Below are 19,313 nucleotides of genomic sequence, written 5' to 3' on the forward strand. Positions count from 1 at the left end.
AAGCCCGTTTCGTTGTGTGGCCGCCGCAAAAGCTGGACCGTATTGCAAGGATCATTTGTACCTTCTGCCACTTCTGCTCCCCTGCTTATGGCTCTGCAACGCATTTCCTGCGACGCGCTGATTATTGGCTCCGGCCAGGCTGGCAACCCGCTGGCTGGCGCCCTGGCCGATGCTGGAAAGAAAGTCGTTCTAGTAGAGCGGCACCTGCTTGGGGGCTCCTGCATCAACTTTGGCTGCTCGCCAACCAAAGCCCTGCTTACCTCTGCGGAGCGGATGCAGCAGATTCGGAATGCCGCATCCTATGGCGTTAAGGGAGGCAGCCCGCAGCTGGATCTGGCAGGGGCTATGGACCGCAAAGACGCCATTATTGAAAAAACGCGGGCAGGCGTGCAGCACAACCTTACCCCCGAGCACCCCAACATCCGAGTACTGCACGGGCACGCTGCCTTCACGGGGGCACACACGGTAGAAGTGATGAGTGGCGGCACGGTACAGCAGGAAATTACGGCCCCGCTTATTTTTATCAATACCGGCACACGGGCCGCCATTCCTGAGGTAGAAGGCTTGCTGACGACCAGCTACCTCACCCCAACTCAATTGCTGGATCTGCGGGAGTTACCAGAGCACCTCGTCATTCTGGGTGGCGGCTATATCGGCGTAGAGTTTGGGTATATGTTTCGGCGCTTTGGCAGCCGCGTTACTGTTATTGACTCCGGCAGTCATTTGCTGGGGCATGAGGATACGGATGTCAGTGAGGCAATGCAGCATATGCTGGAAGCAACGGGTATTGAGTTCGTGCTCGGTGCCAAGGCGCATCGGGTTTCACAGCCAGAAAAGGATGGTGCCATTACGGTAACTGCACAAGCCCACACCGGACAGCGCCGCATCAAAGGCACCCACCTGCTGGTAGCCACTGGCCGCCAGCCCAATACGGATGATCTGGGCCTGTCAGCAGCCGGGATCAAAACCGATGACAACGGCTACATTCAGGTAAATAGCCGTCTGCAAACCAGTGCGCGTGGCATTTATGCCCTCGGAGACGTACACGGCGGCCCTCAGTTCACCCACATCAGCTACGACGACTACCGGGTAGTGCGCAACAACCTGCTGCTTGGCCAGCGCCGTTCCACCAAAAACCGCCCTCTGCCCTATGTTATCTTTACACATCCGCAGTTGGGGCGCATTGGCCTCTCAGAGCAACAGGCGCGGGAGCAGGGCATTGCCTACCGCGTGGCCAAACTGCCCGTGAAAACCATTGGGCGTGCCCGTGAAACCGGACAGACTACGGGTTTCTGGAAAGTACTGGTGGATAAGAACGACCGTATTCTGGGAGCCGCCATCTTCTGTGAGCAAGGCGGCGAAATCATGGCCATGTTCCAGCTGGCTATGGCCGGTCGGCTACGGTATCAGCAACTGCAGGATATGGTGTTTGCGCATCCCACCTGGGCAGAAGGTTTGAACAACGTCTTCCGATATCTAAAGCAGAAGTGAATGACCCGGATTGTTGACAACTGTCTCCTTCCTTCCAGAAATATTCCCCTACTCAGTGCGCTTTGGCAGATAGTGTGGGTGAAAGATTAGCCCTATGCTGTAAGTGAGCATATCTTCCCGTATATGTACTCTATGCCGGTTCAATAAATCATCAGAGTTATCTAATCCATTACCCGAATTAAAGGAGCAACCCAGTGTAGCCTGTAGCTTCAGAAAAGAGGCTGTTTGGCGGTTGATACCGGTACGAAGTAAAAACATAGGCTCATCCCGGATCATGCGGCGAAAAGGCAGTGCTTCGCCATTATAGGTAAGCGACTTGAAATCTATCCAGGTGCGACGGTATGAAAGTCCCAGGGTTACTCTTTTTATATCCACAGAGGCCGCTACCTGCCCATAAAACTTGTTGTAATGGGTTTTATACTTATCGTAACCTGGATCCGACACCAGAAAATTTCTTATTCCTTTAAAGCCCCGTTGGCTTTCAGCTTGACCATAACCCAATTGCCCGCTGAACAACCAGGATTTAGCTACCGGCCAATAACTACCAAGCCCTACTTCGTATTGACGATTATAAAAATGAGTTGTGTCCTCAGTAGATCCTCTTTCCTGGTAACTTCCAGCCGTTGTTAGCAATAAATGCCGGATTGGCGAATAGGCTATATTACCCTGTATACGTCCATTAATGTGCACTGCTGCCGCTACTTCGGCCTGATTTTTATCCCGCAACACGGGCGCAATAGGCAACATAGGTGCATAAATACTGCAGCCAGTTGAAACGGAAGCGAGTACCGCACAGAGCACAACGGAGGATAATAATTTAGACATGTAGCTACAATCTGACACATGGATATCTTTCTTAACCAAGGTAAGATATAGAGAATATGGGTACGTCCATCAGCCTACAGCATGATGTTACCTAGTCTCTACCCTACCTGTATAAGCATAGACTAAAGCACAGAAGACACTAAGCTCCCAACAACTTATCTGCAGCATTATCCCAACCAGTTATTAATGAAGCCCAGTCTCTACTTTCTGCCTATCTACAGTGCTTTATTGGTGCTATCAGGCTGTTCAAAAGATGATGTCTCACCAGCCGAACAAGCCAGGAAAAACCTAATTGATAAGAACTATATCCGAACAGCCCTTACCGTAACACCGGAGGTGCCTAGAGAAGATGGGAAACTGATAACAGATCTGTTTAATGATCTTGCTTTCTATAAAATGGAATGCGTAAGAGACGACATTGATAGATATAGTTCAAACGGAGACTTTATTCATGGCAATGGTGAAACGAAGTGTGACTCATCTGAAATTCAATCTTATACTTCTAAGTGGCGGTTTCTTGATGATTATCATAAAATTGAGTTAAACGGTGGTAGGAAGAGAGATACACTTTATATCATAATCAATGATGGGAAGGTGCTTCAGTATAATAAAGTTGAGCGCTACGCATTCGGTGGTACTTTAAGAAAATATACCTTTACTGAAACCTGGCTGGTCACGAAATAAAATTTCTACACTCAGCAACAAAAAGCCTCCGCAACTAACGCTGCGGAGGCTTTTAATGGAATACAGTTTCGCCGTTTTACTTAGCGTAAGCCACGGCGCGCATTTCCCGGATAACCGTAATCTTGATCTGGCCGGGGTATTGCATTTCCTTCTCGATTTTCTGCGAGATTTCGTAGCTCAGCTCCTGGGCGCGGTCGTCGGTTACGTTGTCGGCGTTTACCATTACGCGCAACTCGCGGCCGGCCTGAATGGCGTAGCACTGCAGCACACCTTCAAACGAAACGGCGGTTTCTTCCAGCTGCTTTAAGCGCTTGATGTAGCTTTCCATCATCTCGCGGCGGGCGCCGGGGCGCGAGCCGGAAATGGCGTCGCAAGCCTGCACCAGCGGCGAAATCATGGCCGTCATCTCAATTTCATCGTGGTGGGCGCCAATGGCGTTTACCACGTCGGGGTGCTCCTTGTATTTCTTGGCCATCTCCATGCCCAGAATGGCGTGGGGCAGCTCGGGCTCCTCGGTGCTTACTTTACCGATGTCGTGCAGCAGTCCGGCACGTTTAGCGTGCTTCACGTTCAGGCCCAGCTCGGCGGCCATGGTGGCGCAGAGGTTGGCTACTTCGCGGGAGTGCTGGAGCAGGTTCTGGCCGTAAGATGAGCGGAAGCGCATGCGACCTACCATCTTAATCAGCTCGGGGTGCAGGCCATGAATGCCGAGGTCGATGATGGTTTTCTCGCCGATTTCAACGATTTCCTCATCAATGTTCTTGCGGGTTTTGGCCACAATCTCCTCAATGCGGGCCGGGTGAATGCGGCCATCCTTTACCAGCAAGTGCAGCGACAGACGAGCTACCTCGCGGCGCACCGGATCAAAACCGGAAATGATAATAGCCTCGGGCGTATCATCCACAATAATCTCGACACCCGTAGCGGCTTCCAGGGCGCGGATATTACGACCTTCCCGGCCGATAATCTTGCCCTTCACATCGTCTGATTCGATGTTGAAGATAGAGACGCAGTTTTCAATGGCGTGCTCGGCCGCGGTGCGCTGAATAGTTTCCAGCACCACTTTCTTGGCATCTTTGGTAGCGGTGAGCTTGCTCTGGGCCACCACATCTTTGATGTAGCTGGACGCCTGAATCTGGGCTTCATTCTTCAGCGACTCCACCAGCTGCTCACGGGCTTCGGCGGCCGTCAGGCCCGAAATCGTTTCCAGCTGCTGCTGCACTTGCTGCAGCTTGGTTTCAGCGTCGTGCTCTTTCTGCTGCAGTTTGGCTATCTGGGCATCATGGGCCTGCTGGCGGCGCTCTTCCTGGCCTTCCAGTTTCTCGCGCAGTTGCTGCGCCTGAGTTTCAATTTTTTCGCGGGTGGTATCGAGGTCTTTTTCCTTGCGTTGCAGCTGTTCCAGCTGTTTTTGCGTGGTTTCGCTCAGCTTTTTAATGCTTTGCTCCTGCTCTACTACGGCGGCGCGGCGCTCCACCAACTCCTGGTCGAGGGCCTGCTTTTGGCGGCGGCTCTCCTGCTCAAACTCCTGTTTGAGGTTGCGGAACTTGTCTTTCGACTGTTGGATCCGCTCGTCGCGGATGCGGTTGGCCTTGGCTTCAGCCTCCTCCAGCAATTGCTGGGCGCGGGCTTTAGCGTTGGCCTCGTGGTCCTGCCGGGCTTTGCCAGCCAGCTGTCGTCCGATAAAGACGCCCAGGGCTAACGCTACTACGGCTGCCACCACGATATACAAAATGTCGGGCATGGCTATGGTTTTTGAAATAAAGAACAAAGCCACAGCAAAAGAATGCCACTACAACAGCACAACCGGCTTAGCGAAAGCCCGTTGCAACCGAACCGATTGTTCGGCCAAACGCCCGGCTCTTAGTCGAGCACGAGCGAGGAAAGCAGCTGGTCCAGGCGCGACAGGCGCTCCGTCAGCGCTGCGTCGGTGCCGTCCTTCTCCTTACTGACCTTCAGGCGGTCAGCCATGGTGGATAAGGCAATCATGGCCAACAAGTCCTGCTTGTCCTGGATGCCGTACTGTTCGCGAAATTCCCGGATCCGGTCGTTGAGCAGCCGGCCTGCCATACGCAGACGCTCCTCTTCCGTGGGGGTTACCCGCATAGGATAATCCCGGTCGGCAACGCGGATTTTGATGGATAAGTCGGACATGAGTATCAGTAGGCGGTAGGTTGATGGTGTTTTACTCCCTCAAATAGGCAAGGCACTTATCTATCTCGCGGATGTATTCGTTGAGTCGCTGTTTTAGCTCTGTTGCATTGGCAGGTTCCCCTGCTATGGTATGTACAAGTTTAGTAATATTCTCCTGATTCTGGAAATCCTTCAACTGCCGCTCCCGGTCGCGCACGTCGGCACGCAGCTGCTGGATGGTGGTTTGGGCATCGGCCAGCTCCTCGCGCAACTGCTGATAGGCAGCCACTAACGTGGTTACCTGCCGCTCCAGGCGGTCGAGTTGAGCAAGCTGCTGAGTGGAGGCCATTTTTATTCGTTGATGGAAGAGGTGAAGGTAAAGATGTAGCGCGAACTTTATAGTGCCCGGCGCATCAGACTATAAATATTATCTAGCTGATGAGCCGGGTACTATCCAGCCAGGACTCAACCTTTACTTCCGAATGAGGGCCCCGGCCTGCTGCTCAAACTGCTGAATGAGCCGCTGCATCACGCCATCAATAGCCTGGTCGGTGAGGGTTTGGGTGGGGTCCTGCAGCAGGAAGCTCACGGAATATGACTTCTTGTCGGCGCCTAGTTTGTCGCCCTCATACACGTCAAACACATTTACCTGTTGGAGTAGTTTCTTCTCCGTGCGGCGGGCAATCTGCTGCAGCTGGTCAAAAGTGACGGTTTTATCGACTACCAGGGACAGGTCACGGCGCACTTCCGGGAACTTGGGCAGCTCGCGGGCCACCAGCGTGTTCTTGTACTTGCGCATCAGCCAGTCCCAGTCCAGCTCGGCATACCACACGGGCTGGCTTACGTCCATACGCTTCAGCACCGCCGCCGATACGGCGCCTACCTGCGCTACGGGCTGGTTTTGGGCCAGCAGCGTGAGGCCGCCCGCCAGGTAGGGGTGCTGCACCGGTTGCGAGGTGGGCGTGGCAAAGCCCAGCGAAGCCAGCACCTGCTGCACGGCTCCGGCCAGCTGGTGGAACGAAGACTTGTCCGACTTCTGCTGCCAGGTTTCGGCGGCGGTGTTGCCCGTGAGATAAATCACCAGCTTGTTCTGCTCTTCGTACTGGCCACCGGCTTTCTGGCGGTAGGTTTTCCCGAACTCATACAGCTTCAGTTCACGCTGGCGGCGGTTTACGTTGTAGCGCACCACCTCCAGCCCGCTGAACAGCATGGCGGGGCGCATAACGTTCAGCTCGGCACTGTTGAAGTTGAGCAGGCGTACCAGTTCTTCAGCCGGCTCTCCCTCCTTCTCAAAGTAAGCCGAGTTGGTAATGGAGTTGGTAATGATTTCCGAAAAACCCTGGCCGCTGAGCAAGCGGGCGGTGTTCTGCCGGATAATTTCCGGATCAGGATTCGGGAACTGCGCCAGGAACGAAGCGGAGTTATGCGGGCGCAGGGCCACGTGGTTGTAGCCGTAAATGCGCAGAATTTCTTCAATAATATCGGCCTCACGGGTCACATCCACCTTATGCGGCGGCACCGATAGAATCCACTCGGCGTGTCCGCCTTGGTCCTTACCTTCCTCCGCAATCAGAATATCCAGATCGGTCAGAATCTGGCGGATGCGCTCCGGAGCAATAAACTGGCCTACCAGCTTTTCCACCCGCGGCAGGCGCAGGCGCACCATGGTGTGGCCGATGTGGTTCGGGTACTCATCTACGATGGGCGCAGCAACCGTGGCGCCGGCCACTTCCTGCAGGAGCAAAGCGGCACGCTTCAGGGCAATCAGCACCATGTGAGGATCAGTGCCGCGCTCAAAACGGAAGGAGGCATCCGTTTTGAGCTGGTGCGTCTGGCCGGTTTTGCGCACGGCAGCGGGCTGGAAATACGCGCTTTCCAGAAATACGCGAGTAGTCTGCTCGGAAACACCGGAGGTTTTGCCGCCGAATACACCGGCCAACGCCATGGGCTGACCATTGGTATCCGCAATAACAAGGTCTTCGCCTTTCAAAGTGCGCTCAGTGCCATCCAGAGTTGTGAACTTCTCCCCGGCTTCGGCGCGCTTCACGCGGATTTTATTACCCGTTATCTGGTCGGCATCGAAGGCGTGCAGGGGCTGACCCAACTCGTGCAGTACGAAATTGGTGACGTCTACCACATTATTAATGGGCGACAGACCAATGCTGCGCAAACGGCGCTGCAGCCATTCCGGCGACGGACCAACCTGCACGTTTTCCAGCAGCAGCCCGGCATACCGTGGGCTGGCCTCGGTGTCTTCAATCACCACAGCAATGTTCCGCTCTGCCTTGGCCGGCGCGTGGAACTGGCTGATATCGGGTAGGTGGCAGGGCTGGCGCAGCAGGGCGCGTAGCTCGCGGGCCACACCATAGTGCGAGGCGGCATCGGCGCGGTTCGGTGTCAGGCCAATTTCGAAAACTGAATCAGAACCCAGGCCGAAGTAGTCGGCGGCGGGCGTGCCGTTGGGCAGTTCGGTATCCAGCTCCATAATGCCGGCGTGCGAGGTACCCAGACCAATTTCGTCTTCGGCGCAAATCATGCCTTCCGAAGCGGCGCCGCGGATTTTGGACTTCTTGATTTTGAATGGTTCGCCCTGAGCCGGGTAAAGGGTAGCGCCTTCCAGAGCCACCACTACTTTTAGACCGGTGCGCACGTTGGCGGCGCCGCAAACAATCTGGCGCGGGGTTTCGTCGCCTACATCTACCGTAGTCAGGCTGAGCTTGTCGGCGTCGGGGTGTTTTTCGCAGGTGAGCACGGTGCCCAGCACCAGGCCACGCAGGCCGCCGGGGATGCTTTCCAGCTCCTCAATGCCTTCTACCTCCAGCCCGGAGCCCGTGAGCAGCTGCCCGATTTCCTCGGCGGGTTTGTCGGTGGGGATAAGCGTGCGGAGCCAGTCGAGGGATATTTTCATGAGTCAGATGCCAGTGTTCAGTTGCCAGGTGTGGGGCCAGAAGCCCGCCAGACGAGGCAAAGGTAAGGATTTGGGGCGGCGGGTTACAGCCTAAGTGTAGGAGTCAGCAAGTGGCTCTTTGTGCTTGCTTACTCGTGGGTAGAGTGGTCGTGGAAGTCCTGCTCCCCGGCTCTGATTTCTACGGCTAGGCGGTTATCGGCTGGTGGCACGGGGCAGGCGTAGCCATTATTATAGGCGCAGTAGGGGTTATAAGCCAGGTTGAAGTCCAGTTCGATTTCTTTAGAATCAGCAGCGGGTAGGGCCGCATCAAGGTAGCGGCCGCCACCGTAGGTGCTAAAGCCATTGGTTTTATCGGTGAAGGGGATAAAGAGCGTGGAGTCCTGGCCGTCGGCTTTCAAAAACAGGGTCAGCTGCTGGGGTTGCTGGTTTACCTCAAAGGCGGCGCGGCCCCAGCGCAGATACTTGTCGGCTTTGCCATCGGTGAGGGGCATGAGCACGGTATCCTGCTGCGTGAAGCGCTCCAGTTGGGCCTCTACGCGGTAAGCTTTATCGGGGGAGTAATAGCGCAGGCTGTCGAAGCCGTCGCGCTGCTTTTGATCCAGGGGGGAACCGGTAGCCCGGCGGAAGCTGGCATTCTTTTCCTGGCGGGCTTTGCGCAGGCGCAGGAAATAGTCGTTGTCGTTGAAGACGATATCCTGGAGAAAATAGCCCAGGATCAGCAGTAGACCGAGGCCGATGAGGAGTTTAGAGTTAACGCGCATGCCGCAAAGGTAGGAACGGGCGCTAACGCTTGTGCTGTCGATCTTAGCAGGGACACTATCCGCCACGACTAGCGAAGCAAAGCGCCTGCGCTAAGCTTCCTTTGATCGGCACTTACTCCTGCCCCATAGCTAACAGTTTTCCCCCAAACCTCATCCGTATAAATACGGATTCAGGAAGAATAAAACAACATCATGAAACTTTAGGATTTTAATGCAGTACTAGTTAACTCCCTTGTCAGGTATCGCAGTTATTGGATTGTTTCAGAATTGGCCCAGCCAGGGTTTTTTCATACATGTACCCTTAAAGCACAATCTTATGTTAGCAATGGACTTCAGGGGCCCTAAAAGGGTTCGTGCCGTGCAGAAACCCATGCCCGAAATCAAGCATCCCGAGGATGCGATTGTCCGCATACTGCGCACCTGTATTTGCGGGTCAGACTTGCACTTATACAATGGCAACGTGCCAGATACCCGCGTCGGTATGACGTTTGGGCATGAATTTGTTGGCGAAATCGTAGAGATTGGCTCCGAGGTAACCAATGTAAAAGTGGGCGACCGGGTAATGGTGCCGTTCAACATTGCCTGCGGGCGCTGTATTTTCTGTAAGCAGGGCATGTTCGGCAACTGCCACGAATCTAACTCCGAGGCCACGGCCGTGGGCGGCTTCTTAGGGTATGCGCACACGGGGGGTGGCCACAACGGTGGCCAGGCCGAGTACGCGCGGGTGCCATACGCCAACTTCGGTCCCACGCTGATTCCGGAAGGCATGAGCCTCGACGATGCCGTGCTGCTCACTGACATCACCCCGACCGGCTACCAGGCCGCTGAAATGGCCGGCATTCAGCCCGGCGACACGGTGGTGGTGTTTGGCGCGGGCCCGGTGGGTATCATGGCGGCGCGGTGCTGCTGGCTGTTTGGCGCCGGCCGCGTCATCATCATCGACAAAGAAGACTACCGACTCGAATTCGCCAAGAATTTCGCCAAGTGCGAAGCCTACAACTTCGAAAGCGACATGGACGACCCGGTGATGTTCCTCAAGAAAACCACCGACTGGATTGGTGCCGATGCCTGCATCGACGCAGTGGGGGCCGAGGCAGCTGGCAATGCCATGCAAACCATCACCGGGCGCAAGCTGCTGCTGCAGGCCGGCTCGGCCACGGCGCTGCACTGGGCCATCAACTCGGTGCGCAAAGGCGGCGTAGTATCCATTGTGGGCGTGTACGGCCCCACCGATAACCTGGTGCCCATTGGCAACATGATAAACAAGGGCATCACCATGCGTGGCAACCAGGCCTCTGTGAAGCGCCACCTGCCCCGCCTGATTGACCACGTCATGAACGGCATCCTCAAACCCAGCGAGCTGATTACGCACCGAATCCCGCTGGAGGAAGTGGCCGACGGCTACCGTATGTTCTCGGCCAAGCTTGACAACATCATCAAGCCCGTGCTCATTCCCCCAACCGCCAATAGCTAAGCCGCGCATCATGAAAAAGACAGCAAAAGACTTTGCCCACATCCCCGGCTGGGGCATCGATAACGACCCCAAAAACGAGCCCACCTATCCGAACCGGCATAGGACTGGCGAAGAACACGACGGCCGCTCCTGGGTACGGCCCACCCAACAGGTCCTCGACCGCGAGGTGCTGCACTCCATCGAGCGGCCCGACTACACGGCCGTGGTCGGCAACTCGGTGCCCCCTTCCGGCCTGAGCGGCGTGATTCGGCGGTTCGCGTTCAAATACAGCGAAAACAGCTACCTGCACTGGCTTCCGCTGCTGATGGCTGACAAAGTGAATGTGGTGGAAGGCATTTTGGATGACTTCGCCCACGGCACCGTGCCCAACATTTTTGTGGAGAAAGGCTACAAAGCCGAGTGGAAACACAGCCCCCAAACGCTGGTACTAAAGCTGGCCGCCTTTACGGCCGTTACGGCGGGTACTATCCTCTGGCTTAGCTCCGGTGATAAGAAGAAGCCTGTTAGGCGGAGCCGGTACTAATTAGCCTACTATACAAATAAGCCCCAACCGAAAGCCTCTTATTCTACTAAGAGGCTTCCGGTTGGGGCTTATTTGTATAGTATCATACCCAATTAGGTTTGCGCAAGCATAGTCGGGCACAAGCGTAAGTATTACCTATAAATATTTGATACTGAATGTGGCAAATGCTTAAAAAAATCTATTTTACACTCCTAAACTATTACAAATAAAATATGGTGTCTTCATTAAAGGATTACATTAAAGCAAAAGGTATGGCTCGCAATTTCACGTCAATTTCTGGAAGGCAAGCGGCCTTTCTATGCGCTTTGTTGCTGACAGTAGTTGCTTTCACTGATGGAAAATACATTCCGAGGCTACCTGACCTTATTATATTAGTCCTGTTTTTTTGGATTACAATACTCTTTATATATGGGCTATATATACGTCTTCAACACCTAATTACCCAACAGGCAAGCGCTGTTATTCAAGCAAACCGTCTTGATTATCAGAATGCAGAAGCCCTTATAACTATACTTTCTCCCCTCTCCACCCGATTGCCCCTACCTCCTACCCGGGGCTGGGCCGCTTCCCCTGATTTTTTACGACTGATTGTTAATAATATCCTCACGCACAAACCCCAGACAGTAGTAGAACTGGGCAGTGGCGTATCCACATTATATAGCGGCTATGCTCTGGAGAAAAACGGCTTTGGTAAGCTTTATTCTATTGATCATGATCAGGCCTTTCTTGCTATTACTGCCCGAAATGCAGAGGCGCACCAATTGGATGGATATATAGAATTCATCCATGCGCCTTTAACTCCCATTCCCCTAGGGCAACAACAATGGATATGGTACGCAGATATGGTTGCCCGACTTCCTGAAATAAACCTGCTTGTAGTAGATGGCCCCCCCGGAAATACCCAAAATAATGCCCGGTACCCTGCATTGCCGCTGCTATACGCTAAACTAGCGCCCAATGCTATAATAGTAGTCGATGACTATAATCGGGAACAGGATAAGGCAACGGTTGCCATGTGGCTCAAACAGTTTCCCGACCTGTCGTTAATTGAAATAGAAAATGAAAAGGGAGCCGCGATACTCCTAAAAGGGGAGGCCCGTATTTAAAGTTATCAGGGCCTCAGAATAACTGATTTGCTATTTATCGCCCTATAACATACCCTCATCCGCAAAGCTGTAATAACCCAGGTCAGTATAAATCAAGTGGTCGAGTATGGGAAGGTCCAGAAATTGGCCGGCTTCTTTCACTTTGCGGGTGAGGGCAATATCGGCGGCGGAGGGGCTGCGGTTGCCGCTGGGGTGGTTATGCACCAGAATAATGGAGGAGGCCAGCTGTTCCAAGGCCTCTTTGAAAATGAGCTTGGGGTCAGCGACGGTGCCGGCCACGCCGCCACTGCTGATGCTGGTTTTGCGCATCACCACGTTGGCCCGGTTCAGCAGAATCACCCAGAATTCCTCGTGTGGTAAATCCTGCAGGTTGGGGCGCACTAGGTTATAAATATCCGTGGAGCAGGTGATGGTGGTGCGCTGGGAGGTGGCCGCTTCTTTGCGCCGGCGGCCCAGCTCCAGGGCTGCCACAATGGTTATAGCTTTGGCTTCGCCGATGCCTTTATGACGCATGAGCTCTTTCACGGAAAGTCGGGCCAGGGCATTCAGGTCATTGTTCACGGCAGCCAGAATCAGCTTGGAAACGTCCACGGCCGAGAGTTTGGCGGTGCCGGAGCCCAGCAAAATGGCCATCAGCTCAGCATCGGAGAGGGCGGCGCGACCTTTCTGCAGGAGCTTTTCGCGGGGGCGGTCTTCTTCGGCCCAGCTTTTGATGCTGAAGGAAGCAGGTGTTTCATAGCGCACGGGGGCGGCTTCGGCGGCCCCTGGGGTTGTTAATTCATCTTTCACTGCCATACTTGCATAGACTAGATATACCAGCGGGAAAATAAAGTAAAAACCCGGTTTCTACGTCTGTATGCATGCGGCAAGCCCTGAACTATTTCCGGCCGGCTGAGTTTTACACCCCGATATGTCTCGACTACTCATTACCCTTCTCTTCCTTGCCCTGTTTGTATTAGCCGAGTGGTATGGCTTCCAGGCCGTGCGCACGGTGCTACAACATGCTTCTCCGGGTGCCCGCCGGGCCGCAGCAATTGGCTACTGGGTTCTTACGGCCACGGTTTGGGCTCTGGCTACCTGGGCCATGATAACCCGGCACTCATCTCCCGCCTCTTTCAAAACCTATCTGGGCAGCCTGCCGGTTATTTTCCTGGCTACTAAGCTGGTGATATTGGTTTTCCTGTTGCCCGAAGACCTATATCGGATGGGCTTACTGGCCGTGCGCTCCATTACCCAGCCTAGTGGGACATCCAATGGCCTTATCTCCCGCAGCGAGTTCCTAAGCCGACTGGCTTTGGTAGTAGGTAGCCTGCCTTTTATTTCCCTGGTGTGGGGCATGGCCAAAGGCGCCACCGACTACCAGGTGAAGCGCGTGACGCTACGCTTTCCTAACCTGCCGGCCTCTTTCCACGGCTTCAAAATCCTGCAGATTTCAGACCTGCACACGGGCTCTTTTCAATCAAAAGAACCGTTGCAGCGGGCCGTGCGGATGATTAATGCGCAAAAGGCCGACCTGGTGTTCATGACTGGCGACCTGGTGAATAATGTGGCCACGGAGGTGGAAGAGCATATTGATACCCTGGCGCAGATTCAGTCTGAGCTGCCTATTTTCTCCATCCTGGGTAACCATGACTACGGCGACTACGTGGAGTGGGAATCACCGGAAGCTAAGCGCGCCAATTTGCAGCGTCTGATGAACAATCACGCTAAAATTGGCTGGCGCCTGCTCATGGACGAGCATCATCAGATTGAGCGCAACGGCGAGAAAATAGCCGTGCTGGGCGTGCAGAACTGGGGCGCGCAAATGCGCTTTCCCAAGTACGGTAACCTGGCCCAGGCCCACGCCGGCTCGCAAGAGGCGCCCTTCAAAATCCTGCTCTCCCACGACCCTTCCCACTGGGATGCGCAGGTGGTAAACTACCCCGACATCGACCTGACCCTTTCCGGCCATACCCATGGGATGCAGTTTGGCGTGAATTTGCCAGGCTTTAAGTGGAGCCCCGTACAGTATGCTTACAAGGAATGGGCTGGCCTGTACCAGCGCGGTCAGCAATATTTATATGTGAATACCGGCCTGGGTTTTCTGGGCTATCCGGGCCGGGTGGGCTTCCTCCCCGAAATCACCGTATTCGAGCTGCAGCGCGCGTAAATACCGGCGCCTCCTGTGCAACTTCTCTAAAACCACCGGCCTGGCAGCCGGTGGTTTTTTATTGTCCTATATAGGGCTTCGGCAACCGTGCAGAGAACCGACTCGTATATGCGCCAAATCCAATTTTTGACTCTCCCTCCCCTCCCACCTAAACTTAAACTCATGAAAAAGACCTTGTTCATGCTGTCGTGCGGCGTTGCCCTCACTATGGCATCCTGCTCGCAGGAGAAAACCACGGAAACGGCCACCACCAACATGGATGGCGCCGCTACCACCACTACTACCACTACCACCACCACGCAGGCTTACTCCGACGAGGCCATTGAGCGCCGCGCTGACCGCATTGCCGCCGACGTAGCCGCCAAAATGAAGCTGGACGATGCCACCCGTACCAAAGTGCGCACCGTGTATGTAACCCGTGGCAAGCGCCTGGGCGAGGTGCAGCAGAAGTACGCCGCTGATACCACTGGTATGGCCGCTGAAATGCGCACCGTTTACGATAACTCAGATCTGGAGTTGAAGCAGGTATTTCCTGATCCTACCATGTATGAGCAGTACGAAACCAACCGGGTAGCGTACTACGACAACAACTACATGGATGACTCGGACATGAGCACCTCGGCTTCGTCGTCTTCGACGGACAACACGATGGACGCTGATGCCAAATCGAAAACCAAGTACGATGACGGCTCGAAAATCAAAGTAAAGTCCGACGGTGACGTGAAAATGAAAGATGCTGAAGGCAACAAAACCAAAATGGATGCCGATGACGGCACCGTGAAGGACAAGCCAGAAGACGGGGACAAAAGCGTCATTAAATAACCCGCTTTTCCTAAGCTCAGTAAAAAAGCCCACGCCATTTATGGTGTGGGCTTTTTTTGTGCACGTTGCGAAAACTCACCCGTGGGTTTCGTCGACACAATTGGCCGGCTCATCTAAGATATGTAAGTCATGCAACGCCAGGCGCTGCTTTTGGCTCGGTAGTTGGCTACCTTGCGGTTGCGTTTCCTTATGCTAGTAGCGGATATTTTTGCTTTGATAAGTGCTAGGGCCAGCCGGCCAGGGCTGGTAATGCTATTATTTCTGGGGCTATGGCTGACAGTGCCCGCCGCAGCGCAGATCCGGGTGACGGGCTCTGTATCAGAGGCAGCAACCGGCAAAGTTATTCCCGGGGCTTCCGTTATGGTGCAGCGCACCGGCCGCGGCGTGCTAGCCAATAATGAGGGCGACTTTGGCCTGAATGCCCTTAATACCGATACCCTGGTATTCCGCTCAGTGGGCTTTAAAACGCAGCGCATGCCTTTAGGCGGCTCGGGCCTTTCTCAGTTGATCATTCATATTAAGCTGGAGCGCGACAATATTCAGCTAGGCGAGGTGCGCGTGCAGGAAGGCCGCCCCGACCGCGCGGCCATTAACCGGGCCCTGCGGAATGTGCGCCGCCCTTCCACGGCCCCTGCCAGCGCCGTGAAGCGCCCGCCGGCCCCTAAACCACTGTTTAAAGTGGACTCTGCGGCCCCCACTGCCCCCAAGCCCACGCTGGCCAATCCTGCTAGTTTGCTCTATGACCAGTTCTCCCGGGAGGGCAAGGAGCGCCGCAAGATGGAGGAAATTGAGGCCCGTGACCAAGCTGAAAAAGCCGTGCAGAAACAGCGCGTGTATAACCGTAATTTTCTGGTGAACGAGGGCTATGAGCCCGATGCAAAACCCAACCCCGCGCCGCCGCTGCCGTAAGTCTGCGGTATGAGAATTGGGTATCCCTGCGTTAATGCCTCCCTGCCGTGCACGTCTACCTCCACGTTCCGGCTGGCTTCCTATTCTGAGGAGCGGCTGGTACAGGCGGTAACCAACAACCTGGCCTGCCTGCAGCAAATCCTGGAATACAATGTGGAGCGTGGCCTGCTGTTCTTCCGCATTGGCTCGGGCGTAGTTCCCTTCGGCTCGCACCCCATCAATACCTTTCCCTGGCAAACGCACTTTGCCGCTGGTTTCCGCGCCCTGGGCGAATACATCCAGCGGCACAACATGCGGGTTTCCTTTCATCCGGACCAGTTTGTGGTGCTGAACTCGCCCGATGCCGGCATTGTAGAGCGTAGCATTCAGGAGTTGGTATATCAGGGCTCGATGCTGGATTTAATGGGGCTGGATTCCACTGCCAAGCTTCAAATTCATGCCGGAGGGCTGTACGGGGATAAAGAAGCCGCCCTCACCCGCTGGGTGGCCACCTATAAGCGCCTGCCCGAAGCCGTGAAAGCACGCCTGGTAGTAGAAAACGACGACCGGCTCTACAGCCTGCGCGACTGTATTCAGCTTAACGATACAGTAGGCGTGCCCGTGCTCTTCGATAATCTTCATCATGAATGCCTGAATAATGGCGAGCCAATGGCCCTGGCCCTGCAACAGGCAGCTGCTACCTGGCACCCCACACAGGATGGCCCGCCCATGATGGACTACAGCGCACAAGCCCCCGGTGAGCGGAAAGGCAAGCACACCCACTCCATCAGTGAAGATCAGTTCCGGGAGTTTCTCACCCACTTGCATGGGCTTAATCTTGATTTGATGCTGGAAATAAAAGACAAGGAAAGCAGTGCGCTGCGGGCCGTAGCCATTCTGCATGAGCTAGGACTTGCCACGCCGCCTGTTGCGCCTGTTATCCACTAACCCACCCATTGTCCACAACTTATCCACAATGATAAAATTCACTGACCACTATACCCCGGAAGCGGGCGCCGCGCAGCTTACTGCCACCCTAAAAGCACTGCAGGAGGGCCTTACTAGTCTTCCCCTCAGCACTGCGCACACCAACATTGATGACTGGCAGAATCTACTGGAGCAAAGCGGTATTCCGGCGCTGCAGGATGTGGTGCGCGAATTAGGCAACCTGCAGTCATTGCTCAGCAGCGGCGACCTTAATCAGAACACAGTAGCCATTGGCCGCTCCCTGAGCATGCTGGGCGCCCAAACCACCCAAGCTGCCGCCACTGCCACCCCCGAAACCCGCTCTGACCTAACCCGCCTGGCTGATATGCTACTCCGGGCCGGCGGGGATTTGGAAGGACTGTAATCCGCAGATGTATTTTAATACCAAAGCCAAGTCTTGTTATAATTCTCCAAATGAGAGAATTATAACAAGACTTGGCTTTGGTATTAAGTGTATTACTGTTATTTACAAGCAAAATATCTATTTGACTGCTTTTTCTAGCATGGATGGCTTCATTGACAGGCGCAATGTCTTGTCTATTTCACCATAGCCAAGTACAACCAATTTCAACTTAGTCCCATTGACAGGAAATTCAATAGGATAAACTGGTTCATCCTGCATTTGAATAAACTCAACTAATCCTTCTACTTGACCTTCATACAAGTCAACCCATATGCCATAAGATGCCTGCCGTAAAACGACACCTTCGACTATTGCTCCTAAAGGGAATATTTTAGTGCTTCCTACCACTTGTGCCAATTTACAGACAAATAAAAAACATCAACGCAGCCGCTTAATAACCTTACTAAACAATGCAGTTTAGCTGAAAATAAACACCTCATTCCAAACCAATAATGTGGGTTTGAAACGAGGTGTTTTATAAAATGGATAGCGTGACTTAATAGCTTAGCGTAGCGGCTTTTTGGGTTTGTGCCTCAAGTACCATATCAAAGGCCTGCATGAGGTCCGCAATAAGGTCCTGTGGGTCCTCTACCCCAATGCTCAGGCGAATCATTTGGGAAGTAATTCCCATTTCCCGCTGTATTTCGGGCATGATGTCCGAATGCGTCATGGTGGCCGGGTGCTCGGCCAGGCTTTCCGTACCGCCCAGGCTCACAGCTAGCTTTATCAGCTTGAGATGGTTGAGGAAACGGAAGGCCTCCGCCTCGCCACCCCGGATATCAAAGGAAATCATAGAGCCCGGCGAGAGGCACTGCTGCTCGTAGATGGCCTGCTGGGCGGGGTCGTGCTCCAGGTGCGTGAGGTAATAGGTGCGCTCTACCTGCGGGTGCTCGCGCAGCCAATCGGCAATAACCTGGGCGCTCTGGGCCGCGCGCTCCATACGCAGCTTCAGGGTTTCCAGGCTGCGCATCAGCATCCAGCCGGTGTTGGGGTCGCACATAGTACCCATGAAGGTGCGCATGGCTTTAATTTCCTTCATGATTTCCCGGGAAGCCAGCGCCGCGCCCGCAATCAGGTCGGAGTGGCCGCCGAGGAACTTGGTAGCCGAGTAGAGTACTACATCGGCGCCGTGGTGCAGCGGGTGCTGGAATACCGGACCCAGGAAAGTGTTATCCACCACCAGGCGCACGGGGCTTTTGTCGTCGCTGAAGCGGCGGGCAACCGCAGCACAGGCCTGCAGATCCACTAGGTGGTTGGTGGGGTTGGCGGGCGTTTCCACGTAAATCATGGCCAGGCGACCCTGCGTGATGGTGGCTACCTGTGCGGAAAGCTCTTCTTCGGTGGCTTTGGGCGAGAAGCCTATGGCCGTAATGCCGAAGCGGAGCAGCACTTGCTTGAGGAAGAAATCGGTGCCGCCATACACGGGCTCGGAGTGCAGAATCACGTCGCCGGGCTTTAGCAGGGCCAGCAGCGTGGTGCTGATAGCAGCCATGCCGCTGGCAAAGGAGGCGGCTTCTTCAGCCTCGTCCCAAAGAGTGAGACGATGCTCCAGAATTTCCAGGCTGGGGTTGTTGAGGCGGGAGTAAATCAGGCCCATTTCCTCGTCGGGGTCGGCCTGGCGCAGGCCATAGGCCAGCTCGAAAAAGGCTTTGCCTTCCTCGGCGTTCTTAAATACGAAGGTGGAGGTTTGGAAAATGGGGCATTTGATGGCGCCTTCGCTCCAGGCCGGGGTATAGCCGTAGCTCATCATCAGGCTCTCAGGCCGTAGTCGCTGGCCATTGATTTCAGCGTGCTCTGGTAAGGGTTTCATGGGTGGGTGAAAAGGTGGATGGGTTCACGAAGGTAAAAATTTGCCGCTGGCCCAGGACCAGAATCAAGCCTGAGTCTGACGAGCTTAGCCAGAGCCCCTTGAATAATCCTAGAGTATGGGTTGTGGGTTTTGCGGCTCTTCGTTAGCCAAATCTGTCGTAACCCTCGTAGTAGGGCAAACATAGCCAGCTACCAAGGCTATTATTCCCCACCTAGTCTCAGGCGTTTCTTTATAAAAATTGAAAAAGGCCAGCCGCGCTGCCTACTGCGGTGGGCACAGCCGGCCTCAGGAATTATTCTTCTTTCTATTAATACTCTAATTCTTTACTGCCTATGAGTAGATAATGGCCCCG

At 54.5% G+C, this 19,313-nt stretch carries 19 protein-coding genes; 10 read left to right on the forward strand and 9 right to left on the reverse strand.

The genetic code is table 11. The annotated features are described in order from the left end of the window. Positions 1-87: 87 nt before the first annotated feature. A complete protein-coding gene (locus Q4G72_RS16850; protein ID WP_303312597.1) occupies positions 88-1,491 on the forward strand; it encodes a mercuric reductase in 1,404 nt (467 codons plus the stop codon). Between the two features lie 48 nt (positions 1,492-1,539). Here Q4G72_RS16850 and Q4G72_RS16855 read toward each other — a convergent pair whose 3' ends face one another. Continuing rightward, complete coding sequence (locus Q4G72_RS16855) at positions 1,540-2,316, reverse strand: hypothetical protein (protein WP_303312598.1); 777 nt, start codon at positions 2,314-2,316, stop codon at positions 1,540-1,542. Between the two features lie 186 nt (positions 2,317-2,502). On the opposite strand from Q4G72_RS16855, the gene Q4G72_RS16860 reads away from it, so the two are divergent. Then, positions 2,503-3,000 carry a hypothetical protein gene (locus tag Q4G72_RS16860; RefSeq protein WP_303312599.1) on the forward strand — a complete coding sequence of 166 codons (498 nt, stop codon included), beginning with the start codon at positions 2,503-2,505 and terminating at the stop codon, positions 2,998-3,000. Between the two features lie 76 nt (positions 3,001-3,076). Here the strand turns inward: Q4G72_RS16860 and rny are convergent, their stop codons facing one another. The 5 genes from rny to Q4G72_RS16885 all read right to left on the reverse strand — a co-directional run bounded on the left by rny (position 3,077) and on the right by Q4G72_RS16885 (position 8,799). Next, positions 3,077-4,741 (reverse strand): ribonuclease Y, encoded by a 1,665-nt coding sequence (gene rny, locus Q4G72_RS16865; protein WP_303312600.1) that lies wholly within the window; start codon positions 4,739-4,741, stop codon positions 3,077-3,079. A 119-nt stretch (positions 4,742-4,860) separates the two neighbouring features. Further along, positions 4,861-5,151, reverse strand: a complete 291-nt coding sequence (locus Q4G72_RS16870) for a cell division protein ZapA (RefSeq protein ID WP_044512045.1) — start codon at positions 5,149-5,151, stop codon at positions 4,861-4,863. Between the two features lie 31 nt (positions 5,152-5,182). After that, a complete protein-coding gene (locus Q4G72_RS16875; RefSeq protein ID WP_044512044.1) occupies positions 5,183-5,479 on the reverse strand; it encodes a hypothetical protein in 297 nt (98 codons plus the stop codon). Between the two features lie 123 nt (positions 5,480-5,602). Continuing rightward, a complete protein-coding gene (gene pheT / locus Q4G72_RS16880; protein WP_303312601.1) occupies positions 5,603-8,038 on the reverse strand; it encodes a phenylalanine--tRNA ligase subunit beta in 2,436 nt (811 codons plus the stop codon). Positions 8,039-8,166: 128 nt separating this feature from the next. Then, a complete protein-coding gene (locus Q4G72_RS16885; protein ID WP_303312602.1) occupies positions 8,167-8,799 on the reverse strand; it encodes a DUF1684 domain-containing protein in 633 nt (210 codons plus the stop codon). Positions 8,800-9,115: 316 nt separating this feature from the next. Here Q4G72_RS16885 and Q4G72_RS16890 point away from each other — a divergent pair, with 316 nt between their 5' ends. The 3 genes from Q4G72_RS16890 to Q4G72_RS16900 all read left to right on the forward strand — a co-directional run bounded on the left by Q4G72_RS16890 (position 9,116) and on the right by Q4G72_RS16900 (position 11,902). Continuing rightward, positions 9,116-10,273 carry a zinc-dependent alcohol dehydrogenase gene (locus tag Q4G72_RS16890; protein ID WP_303312604.1) on the forward strand — a complete coding sequence of 386 codons (1,158 nt, stop codon included), beginning with the start codon at positions 9,116-9,118 and terminating at the stop codon, positions 10,271-10,273. 10 nt (positions 10,274-10,283) lie between these two features. Next, on the forward strand, positions 10,284-10,796 hold the full coding sequence (locus Q4G72_RS16895; RefSeq protein ID WP_303312605.1) for a hypothetical protein: 513 nt from the start codon (positions 10,284-10,286) through the stop codon (positions 10,794-10,796). A gap of 212 nt (positions 10,797-11,008) precedes the next feature. Beyond that, the gene (locus Q4G72_RS16900; RefSeq protein WP_303312606.1) at positions 11,009-11,902 is read left to right on the forward strand and encodes an O-methyltransferase; all 894 of its coding nucleotides are present in this window, start codon (positions 11,009-11,011) and stop codon (positions 11,900-11,902) included. Between the two features lie 42 nt (positions 11,903-11,944). On the opposite strand, the gene radC is transcribed toward Q4G72_RS16900, so the two are convergent. Further along, positions 11,945-12,697 carry a RadC family protein gene (gene radC / locus Q4G72_RS16905; RefSeq protein ID WP_303312607.1) on the reverse strand — a complete coding sequence of 251 codons (753 nt, stop codon included), beginning with the start codon at positions 12,695-12,697 and terminating at the stop codon, positions 11,945-11,947. Between the two features lie 115 nt (positions 12,698-12,812). Between radC and Q4G72_RS16910 the strand changes: the two genes are divergently transcribed. The 5 genes from Q4G72_RS16910 (at position 12,813) to Q4G72_RS16930 (ending at position 17,112) form a co-directional block, all read left to right on the forward strand. After that, a complete protein-coding gene (locus Q4G72_RS16910) occupies positions 12,813-14,051 on the forward strand; it encodes a metallophosphoesterase (protein WP_303312608.1) in 1,239 nt (412 codons plus the stop codon). A 162-nt stretch (positions 14,052-14,213) separates the two neighbouring features. Next, on the forward strand, positions 14,214-14,873 hold the full coding sequence (locus tag Q4G72_RS16915) for a hypothetical protein (protein ID WP_303312609.1): 660 nt from the start codon (positions 14,214-14,216) through the stop codon (positions 14,871-14,873). A gap of 249 nt (positions 14,874-15,122) precedes the next feature. Next, positions 15,123-15,782 (forward strand): carboxypeptidase-like regulatory domain-containing protein, encoded by a 660-nt coding sequence (locus tag Q4G72_RS16920; protein ID WP_303312610.1) that lies wholly within the window; start codon positions 15,123-15,125, stop codon positions 15,780-15,782. Positions 15,783-15,791: 9 nt separating this feature from the next. Then, complete coding sequence (gene uvsE, locus Q4G72_RS16925) at positions 15,792-16,709, forward strand: UV DNA damage repair endonuclease UvsE (RefSeq protein WP_303312611.1); 918 nt, start codon at positions 15,792-15,794, stop codon at positions 16,707-16,709. 28 nt (positions 16,710-16,737) lie between these two features. Then, a complete protein-coding gene (locus Q4G72_RS16930) occupies positions 16,738-17,112 on the forward strand; it encodes a hypothetical protein (protein ID WP_303312612.1) in 375 nt (124 codons plus the stop codon). A gap of 117 nt (positions 17,113-17,229) precedes the next feature. Here Q4G72_RS16930 and Q4G72_RS16935 read toward each other — a convergent pair whose 3' ends face one another. Together Q4G72_RS16935 and Q4G72_RS16940 are read right to left on the reverse strand one after the other, a co-directional pair. Further along, positions 17,230-17,508 (reverse strand): hypothetical protein, encoded by a 279-nt coding sequence (locus Q4G72_RS16935; protein WP_303312613.1) that lies wholly within the window; start codon positions 17,506-17,508, stop codon positions 17,230-17,232. 139 nt (positions 17,509-17,647) lie between these two features. Then, entirely contained in the window at positions 17,648-18,961 is a 1,314-nt protein-coding gene (locus Q4G72_RS16940) for a cystathionine gamma-synthase family protein (RefSeq protein ID WP_303312614.1), read from the reverse strand. Positions 18,962-19,313: the final 352 nt, after the last annotated feature.

The sequence above is a fragment of the Hymenobacter sp. BT730 genome, from assembly GCF_030542105.1.
Classification (GTDB): Bacteria; Bacteroidota; Bacteroidia; order Cytophagales; family Hymenobacteraceae; genus Hymenobacter.